This is a genomic window from Actinobacillus capsulatus DSM 19761, from assembly GCF_000374285.1.
Lineage (GTDB): Bacteria > Pseudomonadota > Gammaproteobacteria > Enterobacterales > Pasteurellaceae > Actinobacillus > Actinobacillus capsulatus.
Genome location: NZ_KB893942.1, coordinates 44,313 through 66,328 on the forward strand (window position 1 = coordinate 44,313; position 22,016 = coordinate 66,328).

Here is a 22,016-nt window from a genome sequence, read left to right on the forward strand (position 1 = left end):
TTATAGCGTTTCATTATAGAATAACGATTTCTTATTACATGAAGGATTTACTTTTATGACATATCCAGCTTGCCCGCAATGTAAGGGCGAAAATACTTACTATGACTCAATTCAATTCGTTTGTTCTGATTGTGCACATGAATGGACAGGCGAGGAAGCTGAAGAGCATGATGAAGATCAGTTAATCGTTAAAGACAGTAACGGTAATTTACTAGCTGATGGTGATGATGTTCTTTTAATCAAAGATTTAAAATTAAAAGGTTCGTCAGAAGTACTGAAGAAAGGGACTAAATTTAAAAATATCCGTTTAGTAAATGGTGACCACAATGTTGATTGTGGCAAAATTATGTTGAAATCGGAATTCTTGAAAAAAGCTTAATTGCTTATTAAATTTTGCTTATTTTAAACGCTCACTTTGGTGAGCGTTTTTTATTTCATAGTTTATACATATTATTGATATAGATTTTATAGATTAAAACTATTGATTAAGCTCAAATAATATTCTGTCTTTTTTAGGGATAATAAGACTTCATATTTCTGATGGGGGACTAATATGAAAAAATATTTACTTTCGGCCTTAGCCGTAGCTGGCATTGGCTATTTTTCACTTGTGGGATATGCGTATTGGTTCGATAAAGAACAAGCGCCTAAATTACTGGCTGCAGCCGAATTACCGGAATCACACCAAGCCGTTGCGGGTGTGATGTTTGAAAATGGCTGTCAATACTGTCACACACCAAATGCGGAATTACCTGCTTATTCAAAATTACCTATCGCAAGCCAAATGATGGCAGCGGATATTGAAAAAGGAACTCGCTTTTTTCGTTTGGATCGTTTAATTGAAGGGATGAAAGATCCAAGCAAACTTTCAGAAGCTGATTTGGCTAAGTTGGAACAAGTTATTCGCAATGATGAAATGCCGATTGCGAAATATATCCATGTACACTGGGGCGCTCGTCCAGATGCGGAACAGAAGAAAGTGATTTTAGATTGGATTACTGCACAGCGCCAAGCACACTTCTTACCAAAAGCGGAAGGCACAGATGCAACGCGTTTAGTGCAGCCGATTCCAGATCAATTAGCAACCAATCCGCATAAAGTTGCGTTAGGTGAGGGGCTTTATTTTGACGGACGTTTATCTGATGACGGTTCAATCCAGTGCCGCACTTGTCACCAATTAACGCAAGGTGGGGTGGATAACTTACCGGTGTCGGAAGGGATTCACGGCTTAAAAGGCGGTATCAATGCACCAACCGTATTTAATGCGGCATTTAATAAATGGCAATTCTGGGACGGTCGTGCGAAAACATTAGCCGATCAAGCAGGCGGTCCGCCAACCAATCCGGTTGAGATGGGGTCAAAAACTTGGGATGAGATTTTGGCTAAGTTGAGCCAAGATGAAGACTTTATGCAACGTTTCCTTGCGGTTTATCCGCACCTTGACCAAGCAAATGTGACCGATGCGATTGGTGAATTTGAGAAAACACTTATCACACCAAATAGTGCATTCGACCGTTTCTTAAAAGGTGAACAGAACGCATTAACTGACGTACAAAAACGTGGTTATGAACATTTCAAAAATGCGAAATGTGATACCTGCCATACTGGTACGGCAATGGGCGGACAATCATTCGAATATATGGGCTTATACGGCGATTACTTCAAAGATCGTGGTACGGAATTAACGGAAGCGGATCACGGTCGTTATGCAGTAACGAAAGATCCAAGTGATATGCATCGTTTCAAAGTGCCGACTTTACGTAACGTGGCATTAACCGCACCATATATGCACGATGCAAGTGCGAAGGACTTAAAAGAAGCGGTTCGCATTATGGGTATTTACCAAAGCAATAAACAGTTCTCTGATACGGAGCTTAATGAGTTAGTTGCTTTCTTAGAATCACTGACCGGTGAATATAAAGGCAAATTGCTAACTAATGAAAAAGTGAAATAATTTCACATAAACAAGCGGTGGAATTTCTGCAAAACTTTGCAAACATCCCACCGTTTTTTTATTTATTCAGCAATGCTTCGATTTCCTTCGGAAGCAATTTCGGCTCCGGCACAAATAATTGCTTATGTCGCTGTAGCTCACCTTTCTCCAGCACGATACTACTTTTAGGCACTTTAAATAACTTGCTCAAATATTTCAGCAAATGCGCGTTAGCCGCACCGTCAACTGGCGGAGCAGTGATGGCAATTTTGAGTTCGTTATCGTGTAAGCCGACAATTTGATCGCAACTTGCCTTGGGTTGTAAAAAATCCGCAGGCGGATGCCACAAGGATTTTCAATACGTTCTACCGCTTCCATTTAAGCGATCGCCCAAAGTACGCCAAATACGCGATAGAAAAGGTTATTGAGCAGAATTAAGCCGAAACCGAGTACCATAACCGAAAAATCTAACATACCGGTACGCGGTAATAATTTACGGATAAAGCCTAATACCGGCTCGGTGATTTGTGCTACCATATAATCTAACGGATGATCGCCACGTGTCACCCAACTCATTAAGGCGCGAATTAAAGTGGTGAAAAACAGAATTTGACCAAAGGTTTTCACCACGCCTAATAAGCCGGCCAAGACTGCCATTGCAACAGGTACACCTAGCACAAATTTCTCGAATGCCAGTAATAGCAGCGCAATCAGTAATGCGGCAAAATTAATGTTTTTTACGGTCGGGATCACTTTGTTTACCGGATTGACTAATGGTGAGGTAAGACGTAATAGCGATTGTGATAACGGCATATAAGGATCAACTCGGCAGAATTGCAGCCAAGTACGCAAAATTAATACGAAGCTAAAAAAGCCGATAATGATTGAAAGAACAGGGGCTAAAAATTCCATCTATCTTCCTCTTATAAAAATATTTCTATAAACTATTCGGACGGGAATACACCGCCCTCATGATAGAAAGCGGTCGGATTTTGTCATTTTTTTGCAAAATCTAACCACTTGCCGCTAAAGTATTAGCCTTGAACCGGGCAGTCCCACCAAATATCGAATAAATCGCTTACTTCGACTTGAGTTAAGCCATTGTTTTCTAACCAAGTTTTTACTAATTGTTGGTGAGATTCGTCACATTTGCCTAATTTTTCTAAGCAAACTAAACCTTCCCAGTGTAAGTAGCCGCTACCTTCATAAGCTAAACCGTTTGGTTTGATTACTTCTGCGATAAAACGGTCTACGGTCAAATCAATTTGATCAATACCTGTGTTTTCCGCAAATTGGAATTTTACTAAGAAGCCTAATTCTTGGAATTCTGCTAAGTGCATTTTTTTACGCTGACGCGCGTTACGTTGAATAGCCATTTGTATCTCCCCTTATTTAATGAGAATGGATAAAATCAATCGTTAAACCGATTGTGCTTGTTTAACGAAATATAAGTCCCACACACCGTGTCCAAGACGATGACCGCGTTCTTCAAACTTGGTTAAAGGACGAAAATCCGGGCGTGGAATAAAGTCATTGGTTGTCGAGGTATTGCGTAACTCTTTCTCGAATTGACGTAATACTTCCAGCATATGTTCTGCATAGTTTTCCCAGTCGGTTGCGAAATGGATAAAACCATTATCCCCTAATTTAGTTAGCACTCGAGTGATAAATTCCGGCTGTACAATACGGCGTTTATGGTGTTTCGCTTTTTGCCACGGATCCGGGAAATAGAGTTGTAAACCGCCTAATGCACCGTCAGCAATCGCATCACGTAAAATTTCTGTTGCGTCATGGCAAATCACACGTAAGTTTTTTACGCCTTTTTCTAATGCATAAGCGATACAAGCGCCGACACCCGGCGTATGTACTTCAATACCGATGTAGTTACGATCCGGATTTTGTTCCGCCATTTCAACCAATGAACGTCCCATACCGAAGCCGATTTCTAACACAACCGGATTGTTGTTACCAAAAATTTGTTCAAAATTGAAAGGCGTGTTTTGATAATCTAAACCGAGATTCGCCCAGTTGTTATTCATCATATCACGTTGGTAATCACTCAAACGGCCAGTACGTAATACGAAACTACGTATTTTACGAAGATAACGACCGCCTTCGGTAAATTCGGCTTGTTCTACGGTTTTACGTTTTTTATCTGCAAAAGTTTGTTTTTCTGACATTTGTAAAAATTCTATCTTTTTTGACCGCTTGTTAGAGACAATATTGGTTAAAAACGAACAAGAGCAGAACCCCAAGTCCAACCGCCACCAAATGCTTCAAGTAGCAATAATTGACCGCGTTGAATACGTCCGTCACGCACCGCTTCATCTAACGCAACTGGAACGGTTGCTGCACTATTGTTACCATATTTCTCAACAGTTAATACCACTTGCGACATATCCATTTCGAGTTTTTTTGCAGTTGCGGAAATAATACGAATATTCGCTTGGTGCGGTACTAGCCAGTCTAAATCCGATTTCTGTAAGTTATTCGCTTCAAGGGTTTCTTCCACCACACTTGAAAGCTGACCAACTGCAAGTTTAAAGGTTGCGTTGCCTTGCATTTGAATAAAGCCGGATTTTTCATTACCACGTTGTTGTGCTGGTAGGGCAAGCATATATTCACTATCGGAAGATGAATGTAAGTGAGTTGAAATAATACCTTGCTCTTCACTTGCTTCAAGAATAACTGCACCGGCTCCGTCACCGAATAACACAACAGTACTGCGATCGGTTTCGTCCAATGCCCGAGAGTTTAAATCAGAGCCGATTACCAGCGCTTTTTTTACTTTTCCGCTACGTACAAATTGATCAGCAACACTTAATGCATAAACAAAACCCGTACAAGCGGCAGCAACATCAAATGCAATCGCATCTTGGATATCTAACATACCTTGAATTTGGCAGGCGGCACTTGGATAAGCGTGCGAGTTAGTTGTGGTACCAACTACAATCAGATCAATTTCATTGTGATCAATCTTCGCCATTTCTAGTGCTTTTTTAGCTGCTTGCGCACCCATTGTCGCTACCGTTTCATCTGCAGCAGCAATACGGCGTTCTTTCATACCGGAACGAGTAAAAATCCACTCATCAGTTGTATCAACCATCTTTTCTAAATCAACATTAGTACGAATTTGAGCAGGTAAATAGCTACCTGTTGCTAAAATTTTGCTGTACATATTTTGTTCTCTATAAATTTTGATGTAATTTGTTTAAACCTTGCGAAATTTTATCAGGAATTTGCTTTTGGATCTGTCTAATTGCATGCTCAATTGCATAAAAATATGCATTAGTGCTTGCACCACCATGGCTTTTTACCACTACAGAGGATAATCCTACTAAGGTTGCCCCATTGTGGCGATCCGGATTGATTTGTTGCAATTTTCGATAAGAGCGATAAAAAATAGCTCGTAATAAATAACGTTTAGCATTTTGACAAATAAAAGAACCTTCAGAGGATCTTTTTAATAGTGAAAGAATGTTTTTGGCGGCACCTTCCACTGCTTTTAAAGCGATATTACCGGTAAATCCATCACAAACAATGACATCCGCCATATTATTCATCAGCTTATCACTTTCTAGAAAACCGATATAATTTAAATCATTGCGCTGTTGTAAACGTTTATCCGTATTACGAATAGTTTGTGTGCCTTTGCTATTTTCTACGCCGATATTTAATAGTGCTAAACGCGGATAAACTAAATCTAGCATCACTTCGGCAAAAATATTTCCCATTTCAGCAAACTGAATAAGTAAATCACTATCTGCTTCTACGTTTGCACCTAAATCAAGCATCACGCTTGATTTTCCGTTCATGCTTGGAATGAGCGTGGTAAGCGCTGGGCGTTCAATATTCGGTAACGGTTTTATTAATATTTTAGCTAACCCCATTAATGCAGCAGTATTTCCACCGCTAATGCATCCTTGTGCTTCACCATTGGCGACAGCTTCTAATGCCAAACGCATAGAACTTCCTTTACTTTGGCGTAATGCTTGCATTAAAGGAATATTTGCATCAATAGCATGAGGCGTATGAACAAATCGAATACGTTTTAGCTGATCGTTAGGGAGAGCATTCAGAAAAGAATTTGCTTGGCGCTGATCACCAAATAGTATAAAAGATAGCATTGGATTTTGTGCCAATGCTAGAGATAATGCTGGGATAGTAACACGGGGACCAAAGTCCCCGCCCATCACATCTAACGCAAGGGTTAGACGATTCAACTGATACCTCGAAACTAACCGAGATTATTTGTTGATTACTTTGCGACCACGGTAGTAACCGTCAGCAGTTACGTGGTGACGTAAGTGAGTTTCACCGGTTGTTTTATCTACTGAAACTGCTGCTGTTGTTAATGCATCGTGTGAACGGCGCATATCACGGCGTGAACGAGATTTCTTATTTTGTTGAACAGCCACGGGCTTTCTCCTAGATCTAGTTTTTCTTTAAATTAGCTAATACAGCGAATGGGTTAGGTTTCTTTGCCAATTCTTTAGGCAATTCACCAAACACCTGTTCACTCACGGACACTTCACAGTGTTCTTCACTATGCATCGGGACTAGAGGTAATTCAATGATAAACTCATCTTCAATCATATCTAGTAAATTTACTTCACCAAACTCGTTTACTTCGATAGGCTCATAAATTTCGGGCAGATTGTCCGCCTGATCTATATTAGACACTGGACTGAAACAAAATGAACAGTCGAGTGTTTGTGTAAACGGCTTACCGCATCGTTGGCAATCGAATTCCACTTCAACTTTAGTCGTACCTTTAATGACGGTTAAGCGTTGCGGATCGATATATAACGAGAGAGTAACTTGTGCGTCGCTTAGCACATTGCCCACAGATTCACCCAAACGGCTAAGGAGACTACTTGAAATGTAGCCTTTGTAATCCATTCGACGCTGTGCGTCTTTGTATGGGTCAATGGTGAGGGGTAGTTTTACCTTTTGCATAGGGAGTGCATATTACAGATAGAAAGCAAAATAGTCAAAGAGAAAATCGGATTTTTCTAAAATATGTTCGTGCAGAAAGCAAATCTCTCATTTGGGTTTGATGTAAGGTAAATTATACTAATTTTTTCTAGGTAATTTGACCACTAACCATAGCAAAAAAGCTATAAAACTGGTACTTTTATCACCTAACTAAAAATTACTCTTATATTTATGTTAAACACGGGACGATGATGTTATTTGCTATTTTAGCGATCCTTGCTTATTTAGGCGCTTTATTATGGGTGGCTCCAACTGTTGCCAATTTAGAGAACCAAGCTAATAGCCAAAAACCGAATATTAAAGCGGTCTTTGGTATCGGTTTACTTGCTGTGTTATTTCATGCGATTAGCTTGTCTCAAGAATTTATTTCAACTGAGAACGGACAAAACTTTTCGCTTTCTAATGTTAATTCATTGATGAGTTTCTTGCTCAGTGCATTTGCGACACTGGCGTTACCTCGTTGGAGAACGATTTGGTTTCCGTTAATGGTGGTTTATACCTTTGGTATTTGTAGTGTGGCGGTATCAAGTTTTGCCACGGGCAACTTCATTAAAAACTTAGCGGATAATCCAGGCTTGGTATTCCACTTAGGCATAGCCTTATTTTCTTATGCATTGTTTTTTTTGGCTTTACTTTATGCCTTACAATTAAAGTGGTTAGATAACAAACTGAAAAGTAAAAAACCGGTATTTTGCAGTATGTTGCCGCCATTAATGACCGTTGAGCGTCATTTCTTTACTTTGACGTTAGCAGCACAGGCGATGCTGACGGTGACGTTGATTTCCGGCATAATTTATCTGCACAACTTTTTTGCTCCGGAACAAATTCATAAAGCGATTTTTTCGTTTATCGCTTGGATTGTTTATGCGATTTTATTACTCGGACAATGGAAATTCCGTTGGCGTGGAAATCGGGTGCTAATTTATTCAATTTTAGGTACAATATTATTGACTATCGGTTATTTTGGTAGTCATGTGATTTCTTAATCACGGGCGGAAGCGGTCGGATTTTCGGCATTTTTTGCAAATTATTTTTCAAATTTGACCGCTTAATTATTCATTTATATAGGACTTTTATTTTGGACAGTATTCCCCTGAGTACTCTTTTTATTTCACTCGCAATTCTTTTATTCCTTTCTGCATTTTTCTCAAGTTCTGAAACAGGGCTCATGTCGCTCAACCGCTATAAAATGCGCCACCTTGCCGAAAGCGGTCACAAAGGGGCGAAACTTGCAGAAAAACTTCTCAACAAGACGGATGTGTTACTTAGTCTTATCCTTATTTGTAATAACTTAGTCAATATTGCCGCTTCTGCGATTGCGACGATGATTGGTATGCGTTTAGCTGGAGATGCCGGTGTGGCGATTGCAACCGGTGCATTAACCTTTGTAATGCTGGTTTTCTCAGAAATTCTGCCTAAAACCATTGCTGCAATTTATCCGGAAAAAATTGGCTTTTTTGCCAGTTATGTCTTAACACCGTTAAAAAAAATATTAATGCCGCTTGTGTTTTTGATGAATCTAATCATCAATGCACTGATGAAATTATTACGTGTTAAAAAAGATGAAAATACTGGATTAAGCGCGGAAGAATTACGCAGTGTAGTTTTAGAAGCCGGAAAATTTATTCCGACCGAGCACCAAGAGATGTTAATTTCCATTTTAGATATGGAAAAAGTGACGGTCGAAGACATTATGGTGCCTCGCAACGATATTGGCGGTATTGATATTGATGACGATTGGAAATCAATTATGCGTCAATTAAACCATGCTGCACACGCCAGAGTGGTGCTATATAAAGGCAATATGGATAAAAATGTGCTGGGTATGTTGCGTGTAAGGGAAGCTTTCCGCTTACTGTTAGAAAAAGACGAACCAAGTAAAGAAACACTGATTCGAGCAGTGGATGAGGTTTACTTTATTCCGGAAGGTACGCCTTTAACGACTCAGCTAATGAATTTTAAAACCAATAAAGAACGTATTGGTTTAGTGGTAGATGAATATGGTGATATTAAAGGTTTAGTCACTTTAGAAGATATTTTGGAAGAGATTGTCGGTGAATTTACCACCTCGACTGCTCCAAGTTTGGCAGAAGAAGTGAAGCAACAATCGGATGGTTCGGTCATTATTGAAGGCTCGGCAAATTTACGCGATCTGAATAAGCTGTTCGGCTGGAATTTACCGGTTGATGAAGTGAGAACTTTCAATGGCTTAATTTTGGAACATCTTGAAAAGATTCCAGATGAAGACACTCAATTTGAACTGAACAATTTAAAAGTGACGGTGTTGGAAGTGGCGGACAATATGGTGAAACAAGCAAAAGTTGAGCCAATTTCCCCATCGGAAGAAGGCTAAGCCGGTAAGCGGTCGATTTGGTAAAATTTTTTGCGAAATCGACTGCTTGTTTTTTGTGGATTTGACTCGTACTATTGTTCTATTTTAGTTTATTTTTTAAGCTAATGAAATTCAAACAGTTGTGCTACAAATTTAACAATGAATTTATATAAACATCTGAATCTATATTGATATTAGATTAATATGCTAAATAGATAATAACTTTTTAGTTTAAATCACTGATAAATTCTAAAAAATCACGTCTAAAATTTATTTTATTCTCTTTACTTCTTAACAATTCTTCGGCATATTTCTCGCCCTTGCGAGCTCTATTCGCAACCAATTTTCTTTTATTCAAATAAAAACTTAGTGTGTTTAATATTTAACATTTGAGGTATCTCTCGTGTCTTCTAGCAACGCAATTGCAGCAAAACGCGCTACATTTTCTGGCCGTAATGCTTTTATTCTCGCTGCCATCGGTTCTGCCGTTGGTTTAGGAAACATTTGGCGTTTCCCTTATACCACTTATGAAAATGGTGGTGGTGCATTTATTATTCCTTATATCGTAGCGCTTTTAACCGCAGGTATTCCGTTATTGTTTTTAGATTTTGCAATTGGTCACCGTCACCGTGGTGCGGCGCCATTGTCATTCCGCCGTTTAAACCGTCATTTTGAAGTATTTGGTTGGTGGCAAGTATTAGTAAATGTGATTATCGGCATCTATTATGCGGTCGTACTTGGTTGGGCGGCAGTTTATACCTATTTCTCTCTGACTAAAGCGTGGGGAGATAAACCGGTTGATTTCTTTGTCGGCGAATTCTTAAAAATGGGCGATGTTGCTAATGGCATTAGCTTTGAATTTGTCGGTATGGTTGTTGGTCCACTTATTGCCGTGTGGATTATTGCTTTAATCGTATTAGCATTAGGAGTCGAGAAAGGAATTGCGAAATCATCAAGCATTTTGATGCCAGTATTAGTCACAATGTTTATTGTTTTAGTGATTTCGTCATTGTTTTTACCGGGTGCAGCGAAAGGCTTAAATGCGTTATTTACACCGGATTGGACTAAATTAGCTGACTCGAGCGTATGGATTGCAGCGTATGGTCAAATCTTTTTCTCGCTTTCAATTTGCTTCGGTATCATGATTACCTATTCTTCATATTTGAAGAAAGATGCGGATCTTACCGGCACGGGTATGGTGGTCGGCTTTGCGAACTCGAGCTTTGAGGTATTAGCCGGTATCGGGGTATTTGCGGCATTAGGCTTTATGGCAACCACAGCTGGTCAGGAAGTGAGTGAAGTGGCAAAAGGCGGTATCGGTCTAGCGTTCTTTGCTTTCCCTACGATTATTAATGAAGCACCGATGGGAACATTACTTGGTGTGTTGTTCTTCGGTTCATTAACCTTTGCGGCGCTAACTTCTTTCATTTCAGTAATTGAAGTAATTATTGCCGCTGTTCAAGACAAATTAAAATTTGGTCGTGTAGCTTCAACATTTATTGTCGGTTTACCGATGATGGCGGTGTCAGTTGTGTTATTCGGTACGACAACCGGCTTACCAATGTTGGATGTAATGGATAAATTTGTAAACAACTTTGGTATCGTTGCAGTAGCATTCGCTTCATTAGTGGCGATCGTGGTAAAAGGTAAACTGAGTACGCTTGGTCATCATATTAATAAAACGTCTTCCATTAAAGTGGGTACATTCTGGCGCTTATCTGTTGTAGTTACCACGGGAGTATTAGCCTTTATGTTATTTAGTGAAGCGATCAAAGTGTTTAATGAAGGATACGAAGGTTATCCAAGCTGGTTTGTGAATAGCTTCGGTTGGGGCATGGCAGTGGCTTTGGTCGTCATAGCATTTATTCTATCTCGCTTAAAATGGCATAATGAAACAGAATTTAATCCAGAAAACGAATAGGAGAAAACAAAATGAGTACTCCAGCAATTATTATGATGAGTATTGCGCTTGTGATTATTTGGGGCGGTTTAGCTTTTGCAGTTAAGCGCTTACCAAAAGAGTAAAAAATTTACAAAAATAAATAAAAAAGACCGCTTGTTACCTTAGTAAGCGGCTTTTTTTACAGTAAAATTTCAAAAAATGTTCAATTTGTGAAAATTAATTTCATTAATAAATAAATTGTCCTAAATGGTATTGATTAATAATTGGTCAGGTGAATAAGATAAATGAGAGCTAGATCACAAATCTGATAAATGCCATTTGTGTTATGTAAAGAACCATCTACAATTTACTCCGATTTTCACTCTATTTGAAAAGAAATTTCATAAGAATCCCATTAAGGAGTAAATAATGAGCATTGCTATTATCATAGCGACCCACGGTGTTGCGGCGGAGCAGCTTCTCAAAACGACCGAGATGTTGATCGGCGAGCAGCCAGACGTTGCCTATATCGACTTCGTACCTGGCGAAAATGCAGAAACCATTATGGGTAAATATCAAGCATTAGTGGAAGGTGAATTATCACATTGTGATCAAGTGCTTTTCCTTGTTGATATGTGGGGCGGCAGTCCGTTTAATGCGGCAAACCGTTTTCAAGAAGGCAAAAACAATATGGACGTAGTTACCGGCGTAAATATTCCAATGTTGGTTAATGCGTGTATGGCTCGCGATGATGTTGAATCGCTAGAAGAATTAGTTGAAGTGGCGTTAGAAGCCGGCGCAACAGGCGTGCGTTCATTAAATCACCAACCGGCTGCAGCAGAACCGGTAGCTCCTGCGGCACAAGAACCGGCAGCGCCTACACCACAACCACAAATTGCGGATGACGGTCGCCGTATGACAATTGCTTTAGCACGTATTGATGACCGTTTAATTCACGGCCAGGTTGCAACCGTATGGACAAAAGAAAGTAAAGTAAAACGTATCATCGTAGTAAATGATGATGTTGCAAAAGATAAGGTACGTTCTACGATGTTGAAAAGTGTAGCTCCACTAGGTGTAACGGCTCACGTGGTTGATGTTGCGAAAATGATCCGTGTATATAATAACCCTGAATATGCTGACGATCGTGTAATGCTATTATTTACTAATCCAAGTGATGTATTAAGCTTAATTGAAGGCGGTGTTCCGTTAACTTCAATCAACGTAGGCGGTATCTCTCATAAAGAGGGTAAACAAATGGTTAGCCACGCGGTAGCAGTGGATCAAAAAGATATTGATGCATTTAAAGCGATTGACGCAAAAGGCGTTGAATTAGAAGTGCGTAAAGTATCAAGCGATAGCCGTCAAGCAATGATGGATCTATTGAAAAAGAATAACTTAATTTAAGGGAAATTATTATGGAACTCTCATTCTTACAAATTCTTTTAGTGTTCCTTGCCGCTTGTATTTCAGGTGCAGGTTCAATCCTGGATGAATGGCAAACCCAGCGTCCAATCGTGGCGTGTACGTTAGTCGGTTTAGCGTTATCAGTAGGTGCGCCGGACTCAGCAGAAGTGATTAAAAATGCAATCATTATCGGTGGTACGCTTGAATTAATGGCATTAGGTTGGATGAACATCGGTGCGGCAGTTGCACCGGATGCAGCATTAGCTTCTGTTGTTTCAACTATCCTTGTTATTGTTGGCGGTCAAGAAATCGCAACAGGTATCGCAGTTGCAATTCCGCTTGCAGCAGCAGGTCAGGTATTAACTTATGTAGTACGTGCAATTACCGTTGGTTTCCAACATGCGGCAGATAAATCAATTGAAGACGGTAGCTTAACTCGCTTAGACTGGTTACACCGTGGTGCGTTAATGCTTCAAGTAATGCGTATTGCAATTCCGGCACTTGTTGTTGCATTAACAGCAGGTACTGATGTTGTACAAACAATGTTAAATGCAATTCCACCAGTTGTGACAACAGGTCTTAAAATTGCAGGTGGTTTTATTGCGGTAGTAGGTTACGCAATGGTTATAAATATGATGCGTGCAGGTCACTTAATGCCGTTCTTCTTTGCAGGTTTTGTAATTGCCGGCTTTACCGATTTCAACCTTGTTGCACTTGGTGCATTAGGTGCAATCATGGCATTGCTTTACATCCAATTACATCCTAAATACAACAAAAGCCAACAAGTTGTGGTAGCACAAGCAGCTGATAATGGCTTAGACAACCGCTTAGATTAAGAAGGAATTTACTATGACTACTGAAATCAAAAAAGTAACAAAAAGTGATTTGAATGCGGTTGTTCGTCGTTCAAACTTATTCCAAGGTTCATGGAACTTTGAACGTATGCAAGGCTTAGGTTTTGCTTACTCAATGGTACCGGTTATCAAACGTTTATATCCGGATCAAAACTCACAAGAACGTAAAGATGCGATTAAACGTCACTTAGAATTCTTCAATACTCAACCATTCGTTGCTGCACCGGTATTAGGTGTGACGATTGCGATGGAAGAAGAGCGTGCAAACGGTAAAGAGATCGACAATGCGGCAATCAACGGTATTAAAGTTGGTTTAATGGGACCGCTTGCCGGTGTGGGTGACCCAATCTTCTGGGGTACTGTACGTCCGGTATTTGCAGCGCTTGGTGCGGGTATCGCATTAAACGGTTCAATCCTTGGTCCGATTTTATTCTTCGTATTATTTAACCTTGTTCGTTTAGCGACCCGTTACTACGGTGTAACTTACGGTTATAAAAAAGGTTTAGACGTAGTACAAGATATGAGTGGCGGCTTGTTACAAAAATTAACTGAAGGCGCATCAATCCTTGGTTTATTTATCATGGGGGCATTAGTTCAGAAATGGACAAGCATCAATGTACCACTTGTAGTTTCTACGATTCAAATGCAAGACGGTACGGAACAAACCACTACCGTACAACAAATTCTTGATAGTTTAATGCCGGGTTTATTACCATTATTATTAACATTTGCTTGTATGTGGTTACTACGTAACCGTGTAAATGCACTTTGGATTATCGTAGGCTTCTTTGTTATCGGTATCTTAGGTGCAGCAACAGGTGCATTAGCTTAATATTGCTTTTCCACGGAAACCGATTTACTCTAATCATATAGATATAATTTGTGTTTCCGTGGTTTTATTTTACAAGCGGTAAAATTTGCGGATTTTTTACAAAAATTCAATAAATTTTGACCGCTTGTTTTTTTTGCGAACACCGTATTACTTAGTGGTAAATTTCAATGACAAACATTATTCTTTTTATTGGTATCGCAGCAGTGCTTGCTTTTGCAATTTACGATCAAGTGATTATGCCTAAACTGAAAGGTGAAACGAAATTGACCGTACAATTACAACGCCAAGTAAAAGGAGATGCGTGGATCTTAATTGGTTTGATTACGCTTACGATGGTTTATGGAGTACAAAATGGAATCGAATCGTTAACCATTTATTTATTGGCGTTTTCAATTATACTTTGTGTTTATGTCACTTTTTTACGTTCGCCACGTTTGTTATTAAAAGAACAAGGGTTCTTTTTTGCCAATGTCTTTTTTGAGTATGCTAATATTCATCAAATTAACTTAGCTCAATCACAAATTATTGTGATTGATTTAAAGAGCGGACGACGTTTACTAGTACGTATTCAAACGCCTGAAGATATAGAGAAAGTTGTAAACTTCTTTGGAGGATACAAAAAATGATTTTTAAATTAAAAGGCAAATTTCAACATTATGATTGGGGCGGTTCAACTTTTATCCCTCATTTTTTGAAGTTGGATGCGCCCGAACAAAAACCGTATGCGGAATATTGGTTAGGAACCCATCCCTCGGCGCCCTCGGATATTTTATTTGAACAAAAATGGCTCCCCTTGGATCAAGTTATTCAAGTCGCTCCTGAATTATTAGGTGAGAAAAGCCGAAGCCAATTTGGTGATAATCTTCCTTATTTATTGAAAATTTTAGATATAAAACAACCGCTTTCTATTCAAATTCATCCTACTAAAGCCGAAGCTGAACATGGTTTTGCCTTAGAAAATCAGCAAGGTATTCCTCTTACCGCTCCTCAACGTGTTTATAAAGATCGCAACCATAAACCGGAAATGATGATCGCACTTTCTGACTTTTGGGGATTACATGGCTTCAAACCGATCGCTGATATTAAAGCGAGTTTAGAACAGCATGATTCACTTAAACCGATTGCCAAAGCTTTAGATGAAAAGGGGTTACCTTTGGTTTATGCCGATATTATGCAGGCGGACAAGCAACAAATTGCCGAGTGGTTGTTACCGATTATTGAAGAAAAATTTGAAGAATACCAAGCCGGAAAACTGAAACCGGATAATCCGGATTATTGGATATGCTACATTTCTGATGCGATGAATTCACCATTACACAGTTTAGACGGTGGTATTATTTGTTTTTATTTCTTTAATATTGTTTATCTCAAAAAAGGTGAAGGCTTATATCAAGGTGCGGGCTTACCGCACGCTTATTTGCGCGGACAAAATATTGAATTAATGGCAAATTCGGATAACGTTATTCGGGGTGGATTAACACCTAAACACATTGATATTCCCGCTTTACTGCATTCGATTGACTATCGTCCGGTTACACCTAAAATTATTCCAGCTTATCGGGAAACCGATGGCTTTATTCACCTTTACCCAACACCGGAAGCCAAAGATTTTGCCTTACAGCATCTTGAATTTAAACCTTTTGATGAAGAAAACTTTACCGCAGATTGCGCAAGTATTCTGTTAGTTATGAAAGGTAGCTTATACATTGATTTAGGCAAAGAGGCGATTCATCTACAGCAAGGCGAGTCAATTTTTATCGCAGCGGAAAGCCAAGTGGATATTATTGCGGAAACAGACGGCTATGCAGTGATTGCAACCTTGCCGTAAATTTGACAATATATATTTTAATTTATATGGCTAAAGGTTTTTAGCCCTAGCTATTGAGGTAAATTATGAAATACTCAACATTACTTACAAGTATGGCAATGTCTATGCTTTTAGCAGTGAATACTTATGCGCAAGGTAATCAAATTCAACCGACAGTCGAGCATAAAACCGTGACCAAAAATGCACCGCTCTCAGCCAAAGAGGCAAATCAAAAGCGTTTTAATGATAGCGTTTCGTTACGTTTCTTTGGTTATGAGCTGGCACAAGATCCGCAAGGTCAACCAATGCTCAGTTTCAAATATAGTATTGAGAATAAAACAAAGCGTAATATTCGTATTGTGCAATGGGCGGTAAATTATATCCATGATGGTAAAATTATTCTGACACAGGATACGCCGGTCACGTTTAAAGATAATTTAAAACGTAGAACAACAGCTGAATTAGTGTTCTCTGTGCCGGTGGCAGAATTACCGGCTGAAGCGCAAGCTGTGTTCCAAGATCCTCAAGCGAAACTCAATGCACAATTTGATGCTCGCCAAATTGTCTTCTCAAACGGCGCAAAAATTATTGTAGCTAAATAATTTTTTTAGATAAAAAAGCGGTCGGATTTCACTAAAATTTTGTAAAAAATCAGTGAAATCCGACCGCTTATTTTTTTATTTTACTTCTATGTTTGATGGAAGAAGAGGATGTTTTTAAATTTCAATCAAATCTTATGTTTTGTGAGCTGCTTCACGGTATTTTTTGCTTATTTATTGTAAATTAATATTGAAAAGCGAATGTGATAAGCACAGTTCGTGATGTTTTGTTGGTTTACACTCAAATAAGGTTTTGATTATGAAATTTGGAAAACTTTCTTTAGCGATTTCAACCGCATTACTTGGTGCAGGCTTAATGTTTAGTTTGGCAGCTCAAGCAAAAGGGCGTTTAGTGATTTACTGTAGCGCAACTAATGTGATGTGCGAGAATGCGGCAAAAACATTTGAAGAAAAATATGATGTAAAAACCTCTTTTATTCGTAATGGTTCCGGCAGTACATTTGCGAAAATTGAAGCGGAAAAAAATAATCCGCAAGCGGATGTTTGGTACGGCGGGACTTTAGATCCGCAATCGCAAGCGGGTGAATTAGGTTTATTAGAAGCATATCGTTCGCCGAATATCGACCAAATTATGCCGAAATTCCAAGATCCGGCGAAAGTAAAAGGAAACCTAAGTTCTGCGGTGTATATCGGTATTTTAGGTTTTGCGGTAAATACCGAACGTTTGAAAAAATTAGGCATTGAGAAGATTCCGCAATGCTGGAATGATTTAACTGATCCGAAATTAAAAGGTGAAATTCAAATCGCCGATCCGCAAAGTTCAGGCACAGCCTATACCGCTATCGCAACTTTCGCTCAACTTTGGGGCGAAGATAAAGCGTTCGATTACTTTAAACATCTTCATCCGAATATTTCTCAATATACCAAATCCGGTATCACACCAGCACGTAATGCCGCTCGTGGCGAAACCACAGTCGGTATCGGTTTCTTACATGACTATGCGTTAGAAAAAGAGCAGGGTGCGCCACTTGAAATGGTTGTGCCGTGTGAAGGTACCGGCTACGAGTTAGGCGGCGTAAGTATCTTAAAAGGTGCAAGAAACTTAGATAACGCTAAATTATTTGTAGATTTCGCTCTTTCAAAAGAAGGTCAGGAAACCGCATGGAAAAAAGGCCAAGCGTTACAAACGCTAACCAATACCACGGCTGAGCAATCGCCACTTGCGTTTGATCTCACCAAACTGAAATTGATTGATTACAATTTTGAAAAATACGGTGCAAGTGATGAACGTAAACGCTTAATCAATAAATGGGTTGATGAAGTGAAATTAGCGAAATAATCGCCTTTTATAAGCGGTCGTTTTTCGTAAAAATTTTGCAAATAAATCTACGAAAAACGACCGCTTGTTTTTCGATATTTTTTATTAGTTGTTGTGAGGCTATATGGATTCTTCTATTACAAATAAAAGATCGCTGTTTGAATCTAGCCACTTTTGGGTTCTGCTCTCACTTGTTGCATTTATGGTTCTACCTTCTAAGGCGCTTAATTACGGCTTATTGGAAAGTACCGCTGATGAATTTTTAGATGCGATGGGTTGGTCTTCAGTTAATCTAACTATTCTGTGGTTTTTACCTTTAGTAGGTTTTTGGTTACTTCCTTTCTTTAAACTGTCAAACGAAACACAGGCAAAACTAGAACTGGCATTGGTGAGCTTTATTTTGCTGTTTGCATTTATTTCGGCAACGATTTACCAAGTCAGCATGGGCTATTCAGTGATGGTGCTGATTGCGAGCCTAACCGCACTTGCCACTTTTGCCTTCGCTAAGTTAAAAATGATGCAAGGCGATAAATTTATTATTGCGGCATTACTCAGTATTATCTTGCTGATTTTCTTCTTTATCGTTTATCCGACTGTTGCGATTTTTATTTCGATGTTTTATGACGGTGAAACGTTCGCACCGGAACAAGTCGTCAGAATCTTAGGGCAGGGTTATATCGTTCGAGTCATCGGTAACTCTTTGTTTCTTTCTGGCTTTGTTGGCATTGTTTCAACCGTTTTCGGTTTAGCCTTTGCGCTTTATACTACTCGTATCGCTCGCCGTACCGCCTTTATCGGGAAAATTTTCTCAATCCTACCGATTGTGACTCCGCCATTTGTGGTGGGGCTTGGCGTGACCTTAATGCTTGGTCGTTCAGGTTACGTAACCGAATTTTTAGATACTTACTTCGGCTTTAAAGATCATAACTGGCTGTATGGTTTTAACGGGATTGCGATCGCACAGATTCTCGCTTTTGCACCGATTTCATTTATGATTTTAGACGGTGCGTTGAAATCCATTCACCCTTCGATTGAAGAAGCATCTTATACGTTACGAGCCAATCGTTATCAAACGTTCTATAACATTATTTTCCCGTTATTACGTCCGGCATTAGCAAATTCGTTTTTAATCGTGTTTATCCAATCGCTCGCCGATTTCAGTAATCCGTTGGTTTTAGGCGGTAGCTTTGACGTAATCGCCACCCAAATTTATTTCTATATTGCCGGCTCACAATTAGATTATGCTTCAGCAAGTACATTAGGCTCGATGTTGCTGATTTTCTCATTGCTGATCTTTATCATTCAATATATGTGGATTGGTAACCGTTCTTATGTCACTGTTTCAGGTAAATCTTATCGTGGCGATGTGCAAGATTTACCAAGCGGTTTGAAAGCCACGATTATTGCGATGTTAGGTTTCTGGGTCGTGTTTAACTTTGCATTATACGGCAGTATTTTCTACGGCAGTTTCACGGTAAACTGGGGGGTAGATTACACCTTAACGCTAAATAACTATGCAATGTTATTCGGACAAGGTTTAAGTGACGGGGCGTGGCCGTCTTTAATCAATACCATGATCTACGCCGGTATTGCCGCACCGTTAACAGCGTTATTCGGCTTACTCATCGCCTATATTGTGGTGCGTAAAGATTTCCAAGGTAAGAAAACTCTTGAGTTCTTAACTATGCTGTGCTTTGCCGTACCGGGTACGGTTGCCGGTGTGTCTTACATTCTCGCCTTTAATGATGCGCCAGTGTATATTACCGGCACCGGTATCATCATTATTATTTCAATGGTGATGCGAGATTTGCCGATCGGTATGCGTGCGGCGATTGCCGGACTTGGTCAGTTGGATAAATCGTTGGATGAAGCCTCATTATCATTGAAAGGCAGTTCACTAAAAACCATTTGGTTTATCGTCTTCCCGCTACTCAAACCGGCATTGTTATCCGCATTAGTTACCAGTTTCGTACGTGCGATGACAACCGTGAGTGCGATTGTTTTCCTCGTAACTGCAGATACCCGTGTCGCAACCGCTTATATTTTAAATCGTGTTGAAGACGGCGAATACGGGGTGGCTATCGCATACGGTTCAATCTTAATTGTTGTGATGATGGCGATTATTTTATTCTTCGACTGGATTGTCGGAGACACTCGTATCGCAAAATCAAAAGCGAAAAAAGCAGATTAATTCGTCCACGGGCGGTATATGTGCTGCCCGTATATAAAAGGCAAAATATTATGAATAATGATTTCTTAGTACTGAAAAATATTACCAAATCTTTTGGTAAAGCAACGGTAATTGATAATTTAGATTTAGTGATTAAGCGTGGCACGATGGTAACCTTATTAGGCCCTTCCGGCTGCGGTAAAACCACCGTATTACGCTTAGTGGCAGGGCTTGAGAACCCGACAAGCGGTCAAATTTTTATTGATGGCGAAGATGTAACTAAATCTTCGATTCAAAACCGAGATATTTGTATCGTGTTCCAGTCATACGCACTATTCCCACATATGTCGATTGGCGATAATGTCGGTTATGGTTTACGTATGCAAGGCGTGAGTAATGAAGAACGTAAGCAACGGGTTAAAGAAGCCTTAGAGTTAGTAGATTTAGCTGGCTTTGAAGATCGTTTTGTTGATCAAATTTCCGGTGGTCAGCAACAACGTGTTGCATTAGCCCGTGCCTTAGTGTTAAAACCGAAGGTGTTACTATTCGATGAACCGTTAAGTAACTTAGATGCGAACTTACGCCGTTCCATGCGTGAAAAAATTCGTGAATTACAACAGCGTTTAGGCATTACCTCACTGTATGTAACGCATGATCAAACCGAAGCGTTTGCCGTGTCCGATGAAGTGATCGTGATGAATAAAGGCAAAATTATGCAAAAAGCACCGGCAAAAGATCTTTATTTACGTCCAAATTCTTTATTCCTTGCCAACTTTATGGGTGAATCAACCATTTTTGACGGTAACTTAAATCAAGGTACCGTAACAATCGGAGCTTATCGTTTCCCGCTTCATAATGCCGCTGATTTCGGTATTACAGACGGCGAATGTTTGGTCGGCGTGCGTCCAGAAGCTATCCAGCTTACTGCCACGGGTGAAGCTAGCCAACGTTGCCAAATCAAGAGTGCGGTTTATATGGGGAATCACTGGGAAATCGTGGCGAATTGGAGTGATAAAGACGTCTTAATTAATGCAAATCCGGATCAATTTGATCCCGAATTAAGAGAAGCATTTATCCATTTCACCGAGCAAGGTATTTTTTTACTTAAAAAATAATAAACCATAGAAAGTAGTAAGCGGTCATTTTTGCTAAATTTTTTGCAAAATGACCGCTTATTTTTATGTTTGCATACCTATTTATAGTATTTATATATTACATAATGTAACGCTTTGTTTGTAAATTTTTGAATAAATATTGCATAAGGCTATGTTTTCTTTACATAATGTCGTTCTGATAAATGTAAGTTATGGTCGAATACAATTTTCATTCATAAGAGGGCGCTATGCTTAAACAAATTATATTGTTTGCACTCAAGTTGATAAAGAATAACACAAATCGCTTTAACAAATGGCTATTCCGTACCAAACAGACGTATGAAGATTGGTTAATTTTAGCTGATATTCTAAATAGTGAGATTTACTTACAAAAGTACGGATTAGAGAATTTCTATCAGCTACTTGAGTGCCAGCCACAATTAATACGGTACGTGAGGATAAAAGAGGAATATAACTTAAATAGTAAGTTTCTCGTTTATGAGCGAGATATGCTACTTCCAGACGAATTTGAATACTATATGCTTAAAATTGCTAAAAATCTGAAAGAAAGTTTATTTTTTCGTGAGTTAAGTTATGTTCAATTGGATAGTATTACTCAAGAAACGGCTTTTAGTTACGATTTAGAAACAGCTTTTAAATTTATTGAGGAGAAAGGCGATAGGCTCAATATTATTTTCATTAATGATAATGTGGTTTACGTTTGTGCTACTTAATATAAAAATCATATTTTTTAATATTATTGATAGCTTTCATAAAGCGAGCATCGTTTAATAACTTATTTACCCCATTTAATTAGGAATATGTAATA

23 protein-coding genes and 1 pseudogene are annotated in these 22,016 nt (G+C 39.2%); 16 read left to right on the forward strand and 8 right to left on the reverse strand.

All coding sequences use genetic code 11. From position 1 onward, the window contains the following. Positions 1–55: 55 nt before the first annotated feature. Both C228_RS0109320 and C228_RS0109325 read left to right on the forward strand, forming a co-directional pair. Positions 56–379, forward strand: a complete 324-nt coding sequence (locus tag C228_RS0109320; RefSeq protein ID WP_018652358.1) for a zinc ribbon domain-containing protein YjdM — start codon at positions 56–58, stop codon at positions 377–379. Positions 380–553: 174 nt separating this feature from the next. Beyond that, entirely contained in the window at positions 554–1,954 is a 1,401-nt protein-coding gene (locus tag C228_RS0109325) for a cytochrome-c peroxidase (protein ID WP_018652359.1), read from the forward strand. A 58-nt stretch (positions 1,955–2,012) separates the two neighbouring features. Here the strand turns inward: C228_RS0109325 and yggU are convergent. The 8 genes and pseudogenes from yggU to yceD all read right to left on the reverse strand — a co-directional run bounded on the left by yggU (position 2,013) and on the right by yceD (position 6,892). Beyond that, positions 2,013–2,311: pseudogene (gene yggU / locus C228_RS13580) on the reverse strand (DUF167 family protein YggU). Next, positions 2,312–2,845 (reverse strand): YggT family protein, encoded by a 534-nt coding sequence (locus C228_RS0109335; protein WP_018652360.1) that lies wholly within the window; start codon positions 2,843–2,845, stop codon positions 2,312–2,314. 122 nt (positions 2,846–2,967) lie between these two features. Next, positions 2,968–3,309, reverse strand: coding sequence for a YggL family protein (locus tag C228_RS0109340; protein WP_018652361.1), 342 nt, complete (start codon positions 3,307–3,309; stop codon positions 2,968–2,970). Between the two features lie 42 nt (positions 3,310–3,351). Further along, on the reverse strand, positions 3,352–4,113 hold the full coding sequence (gene trmB / locus C228_RS0109345) for a tRNA (guanosine(46)-N7)-methyltransferase TrmB (protein WP_018652362.1): 762 nt from the start codon (positions 4,111–4,113) through the stop codon (positions 3,352–3,354). A gap of 47 nt (positions 4,114–4,160) precedes the next feature. After that, positions 4,161–5,111 carry a beta-ketoacyl-ACP synthase III gene (locus C228_RS0109350; RefSeq protein ID WP_018652363.1) on the reverse strand — a complete coding sequence of 317 codons (951 nt, stop codon included), beginning with the start codon at positions 5,109–5,111 and terminating at the stop codon, positions 4,161–4,163. A 10-nt stretch (positions 5,112–5,121) separates the two neighbouring features. Further along, the gene (gene plsX, locus C228_RS0109355) at positions 5,122–6,156 is read right to left on the reverse strand and encodes a phosphate acyltransferase PlsX (RefSeq protein WP_026313266.1); all 1,035 of its coding nucleotides are present in this window, start codon (positions 6,154–6,156) and stop codon (positions 5,122–5,124) included. A gap of 24 nt (positions 6,157–6,180) precedes the next feature. After that, positions 6,181–6,351: a 50S ribosomal protein L32 gene (gene rpmF / locus C228_RS0109360; protein WP_005598552.1), complete on the reverse strand. Its 171-nt coding sequence runs from the start codon at positions 6,349–6,351 to the stop codon at positions 6,181–6,183. A 16-nt stretch (positions 6,352–6,367) separates the two neighbouring features. Further along, complete coding sequence (yceD, locus tag C228_RS0109365; RefSeq protein ID WP_018652365.1) at positions 6,368–6,892, reverse strand: 23S rRNA accumulation protein YceD; 525 nt, start codon at positions 6,890–6,892, stop codon at positions 6,368–6,370. 230 nt (positions 6,893–7,122) lie between these two features. Here yceD and C228_RS0109370 point away from each other — a divergent pair, with 230 nt between their 5' ends. From C228_RS0109370 to C228_RS0109440, 14 genes are all read left to right on the forward strand, one after another. Beyond that, positions 7,123–7,917, forward strand: coding sequence for a cytochrome C assembly family protein (locus C228_RS0109370; RefSeq protein ID WP_018652366.1), 795 nt, complete (start codon positions 7,123–7,125; stop codon positions 7,915–7,917). Between the two features lie 92 nt (positions 7,918–8,009). Beyond that, positions 8,010–9,284 (forward strand): HlyC/CorC family transporter, encoded by a 1,275-nt coding sequence (locus C228_RS0109380; RefSeq protein ID WP_155877787.1) that lies wholly within the window; start codon positions 8,010–8,012, stop codon positions 9,282–9,284. 382 nt (positions 9,285–9,666) lie between these two features. Beyond that, on the forward strand, positions 9,667–11,184 hold the full coding sequence (locus C228_RS0109385) for a sodium-dependent transporter (protein ID WP_018652369.1): 1,518 nt from the start codon (positions 9,667–9,669) through the stop codon (positions 11,182–11,184). Positions 11,185–11,195: 11 nt separating this feature from the next. Next, a complete protein-coding gene (locus tag C228_RS14180) occupies positions 11,196–11,288 on the forward strand; it encodes a methionine/alanine import family NSS transporter small subunit (RefSeq protein WP_015674419.1) in 93 nt (30 codons plus the stop codon). A 286-nt stretch (positions 11,289–11,574) separates the two neighbouring features. After that, on the forward strand, positions 11,575–12,552 hold the full coding sequence (manX, locus tag C228_RS0109395; protein WP_018652370.1) for a PTS mannose transporter subunit IIAB: 978 nt from the start codon (positions 11,575–11,577) through the stop codon (positions 12,550–12,552). 11 nt (positions 12,553–12,563) lie between these two features. Beyond that, a complete protein-coding gene (locus C228_RS0109400; protein WP_018652371.1) occupies positions 12,564–13,388 on the forward strand; it encodes a PTS mannose/fructose/sorbose transporter subunit IIC in 825 nt (274 codons plus the stop codon). 13 nt (positions 13,389–13,401) lie between these two features. After that, positions 13,402–14,238, forward strand: a complete 837-nt coding sequence (locus tag C228_RS0109405; RefSeq protein ID WP_018652372.1) for a PTS mannose transporter subunit IID — start codon at positions 13,402–13,404, stop codon at positions 14,236–14,238. A gap of 167 nt (positions 14,239–14,405) precedes the next feature. Then, positions 14,406–14,864 (forward strand): DUF986 family protein, encoded by a 459-nt coding sequence (locus C228_RS0109410; protein ID WP_018652373.1) that lies wholly within the window; start codon positions 14,406–14,408, stop codon positions 14,862–14,864. After that, positions 14,861–16,066 carry a mannose-6-phosphate isomerase, class I gene (manA, locus tag C228_RS0109415; RefSeq protein WP_018652374.1) on the forward strand — a complete coding sequence of 402 codons (1,206 nt, stop codon included), beginning with the start codon at positions 14,861–14,863 and terminating at the stop codon, positions 16,064–16,066. The genes C228_RS0109410 and manA overlap by 4 nt, the downstream gene beginning before the upstream one ends. A gap of 65 nt (positions 16,067–16,131) precedes the next feature. After that, positions 16,132–16,647 (forward strand): hypothetical protein, encoded by a 516-nt coding sequence (locus C228_RS0109420; protein WP_018652375.1) that lies wholly within the window; start codon positions 16,132–16,134, stop codon positions 16,645–16,647. A 256-nt stretch (positions 16,648–16,903) separates the two neighbouring features. Next, the gene (locus C228_RS0109425) at positions 16,904–17,944 is read left to right on the forward strand and encodes an ABC transporter substrate-binding protein (protein WP_018652376.1); all 1,041 of its coding nucleotides are present in this window, start codon (positions 16,904–16,906) and stop codon (positions 17,942–17,944) included. Between the two features lie 103 nt (positions 17,945–18,047). After that, complete coding sequence (locus C228_RS0109430; RefSeq protein WP_018652377.1) at positions 18,048–20,114, forward strand: ABC transporter permease; 2,067 nt, start codon at positions 18,048–18,050, stop codon at positions 20,112–20,114. Positions 20,115–20,164: 50 nt separating this feature from the next. Then, complete coding sequence (gene fbpC, locus C228_RS0109435; protein WP_018652378.1) at positions 20,165–21,208, forward strand: ferric ABC transporter ATP-binding protein; 1,044 nt, start codon at positions 20,165–20,167, stop codon at positions 21,206–21,208. Positions 21,209–21,435: 227 nt separating this feature from the next. Continuing rightward, the gene (locus C228_RS0109440) at positions 21,436–21,921 is read left to right on the forward strand and encodes a hypothetical protein (RefSeq protein WP_018652379.1); all 486 of its coding nucleotides are present in this window, start codon (positions 21,436–21,438) and stop codon (positions 21,919–21,921) included. Positions 21,922–22,016 lie beyond the last annotated feature (95 nt).

Excerpts from the sequence above, each read along its gene's own strand:
- fbpC (WP_018652378.1), top strand. The coding sequence starts at position 20,165 with ATGAATAATGATTTCTTAGTACTGAAAAATATTACCAAATCTTTTGGT.
- C228_RS0109340 (WP_018652361.1), bottom strand. The coding sequence starts at position 3,309 with ATGGCTATTCAACGTAACGCGCGTCAGCGTAAAAAAATGCACTTAGCA.
- yceD (WP_018652365.1), bottom strand. The coding sequence starts at position 6,892 with ATGCAAAAGGTAAAACTACCCCTCACCATTGACCCATACAAAGACGCA.
- C228_RS0109400 (WP_018652371.1), top strand. The coding sequence starts at position 12,564 with ATGGAACTCTCATTCTTACAAATTCTTTTAGTGTTCCTTGCCGCTTGT.
- C228_RS0109410 (WP_018652373.1), top strand. The coding sequence starts at position 14,406 with ATGACAAACATTATTCTTTTTATTGGTATCGCAGCAGTGCTTGCTTTT.
- C228_RS0109425 (WP_018652376.1), top strand. The coding sequence starts at position 16,904 with ATGAAATTTGGAAAACTTTCTTTAGCGATTTCAACCGCATTACTTGGT.
- C228_RS0109350 (WP_018652363.1), bottom strand. The coding sequence starts at position 5,111 with ATGTACAGCAAAATTTTAGCAACAGGTAGCTATTTACCTGCTCAAATT.
- C228_RS14180 (WP_015674419.1), top strand. The coding sequence starts at position 11,196 with ATGAGTACTCCAGCAATTATTATGATGAGTATTGCGCTTGTGATTATT.
- trmB (WP_018652362.1), bottom strand. The coding sequence starts at position 4,113 with ATGTCAGAAAAACAAACTTTTGCAGATAAAAAACGTAAAACCGTAGAA.
- manX (WP_018652370.1), top strand. The coding sequence starts at position 11,575 with ATGAGCATTGCTATTATCATAGCGACCCACGGTGTTGCGGCGGAGCAG.
- C228_RS0109430 (WP_018652377.1), top strand. The coding sequence starts at position 18,048 with ATGGATTCTTCTATTACAAATAAAAGATCGCTGTTTGAATCTAGCCAC.
- C228_RS0109370 (WP_018652366.1), top strand. The coding sequence starts at position 7,123 with ATGTTATTTGCTATTTTAGCGATCCTTGCTTATTTAGGCGCTTTATTA.
- C228_RS0109335 (WP_018652360.1), bottom strand. The coding sequence starts at position 2,845 with ATGGAATTTTTAGCCCCTGTTCTTTCAATCATTATCGGCTTTTTTAGC.
- C228_RS0109440 (WP_018652379.1), top strand. The coding sequence starts at position 21,436 with ATGCTTAAACAAATTATATTGTTTGCACTCAAGTTGATAAAGAATAAC.
- C228_RS0109405 (WP_018652372.1), top strand. The coding sequence starts at position 13,402 with ATGACTACTGAAATCAAAAAAGTAACAAAAAGTGATTTGAATGCGGTT.
- manA (WP_018652374.1), top strand. The coding sequence starts at position 14,861 with ATGATTTTTAAATTAAAAGGCAAATTTCAACATTATGATTGGGGCGGT.
- C228_RS0109420 (WP_018652375.1), top strand. The coding sequence starts at position 16,132 with ATGAAATACTCAACATTACTTACAAGTATGGCAATGTCTATGCTTTTA.
- C228_RS0109325 (WP_018652359.1), top strand. The coding sequence starts at position 554 with ATGAAAAAATATTTACTTTCGGCCTTAGCCGTAGCTGGCATTGGCTAT.
- C228_RS0109320 (WP_018652358.1), top strand. The coding sequence starts at position 56 with ATGACATATCCAGCTTGCCCGCAATGTAAGGGCGAAAATACTTACTAT.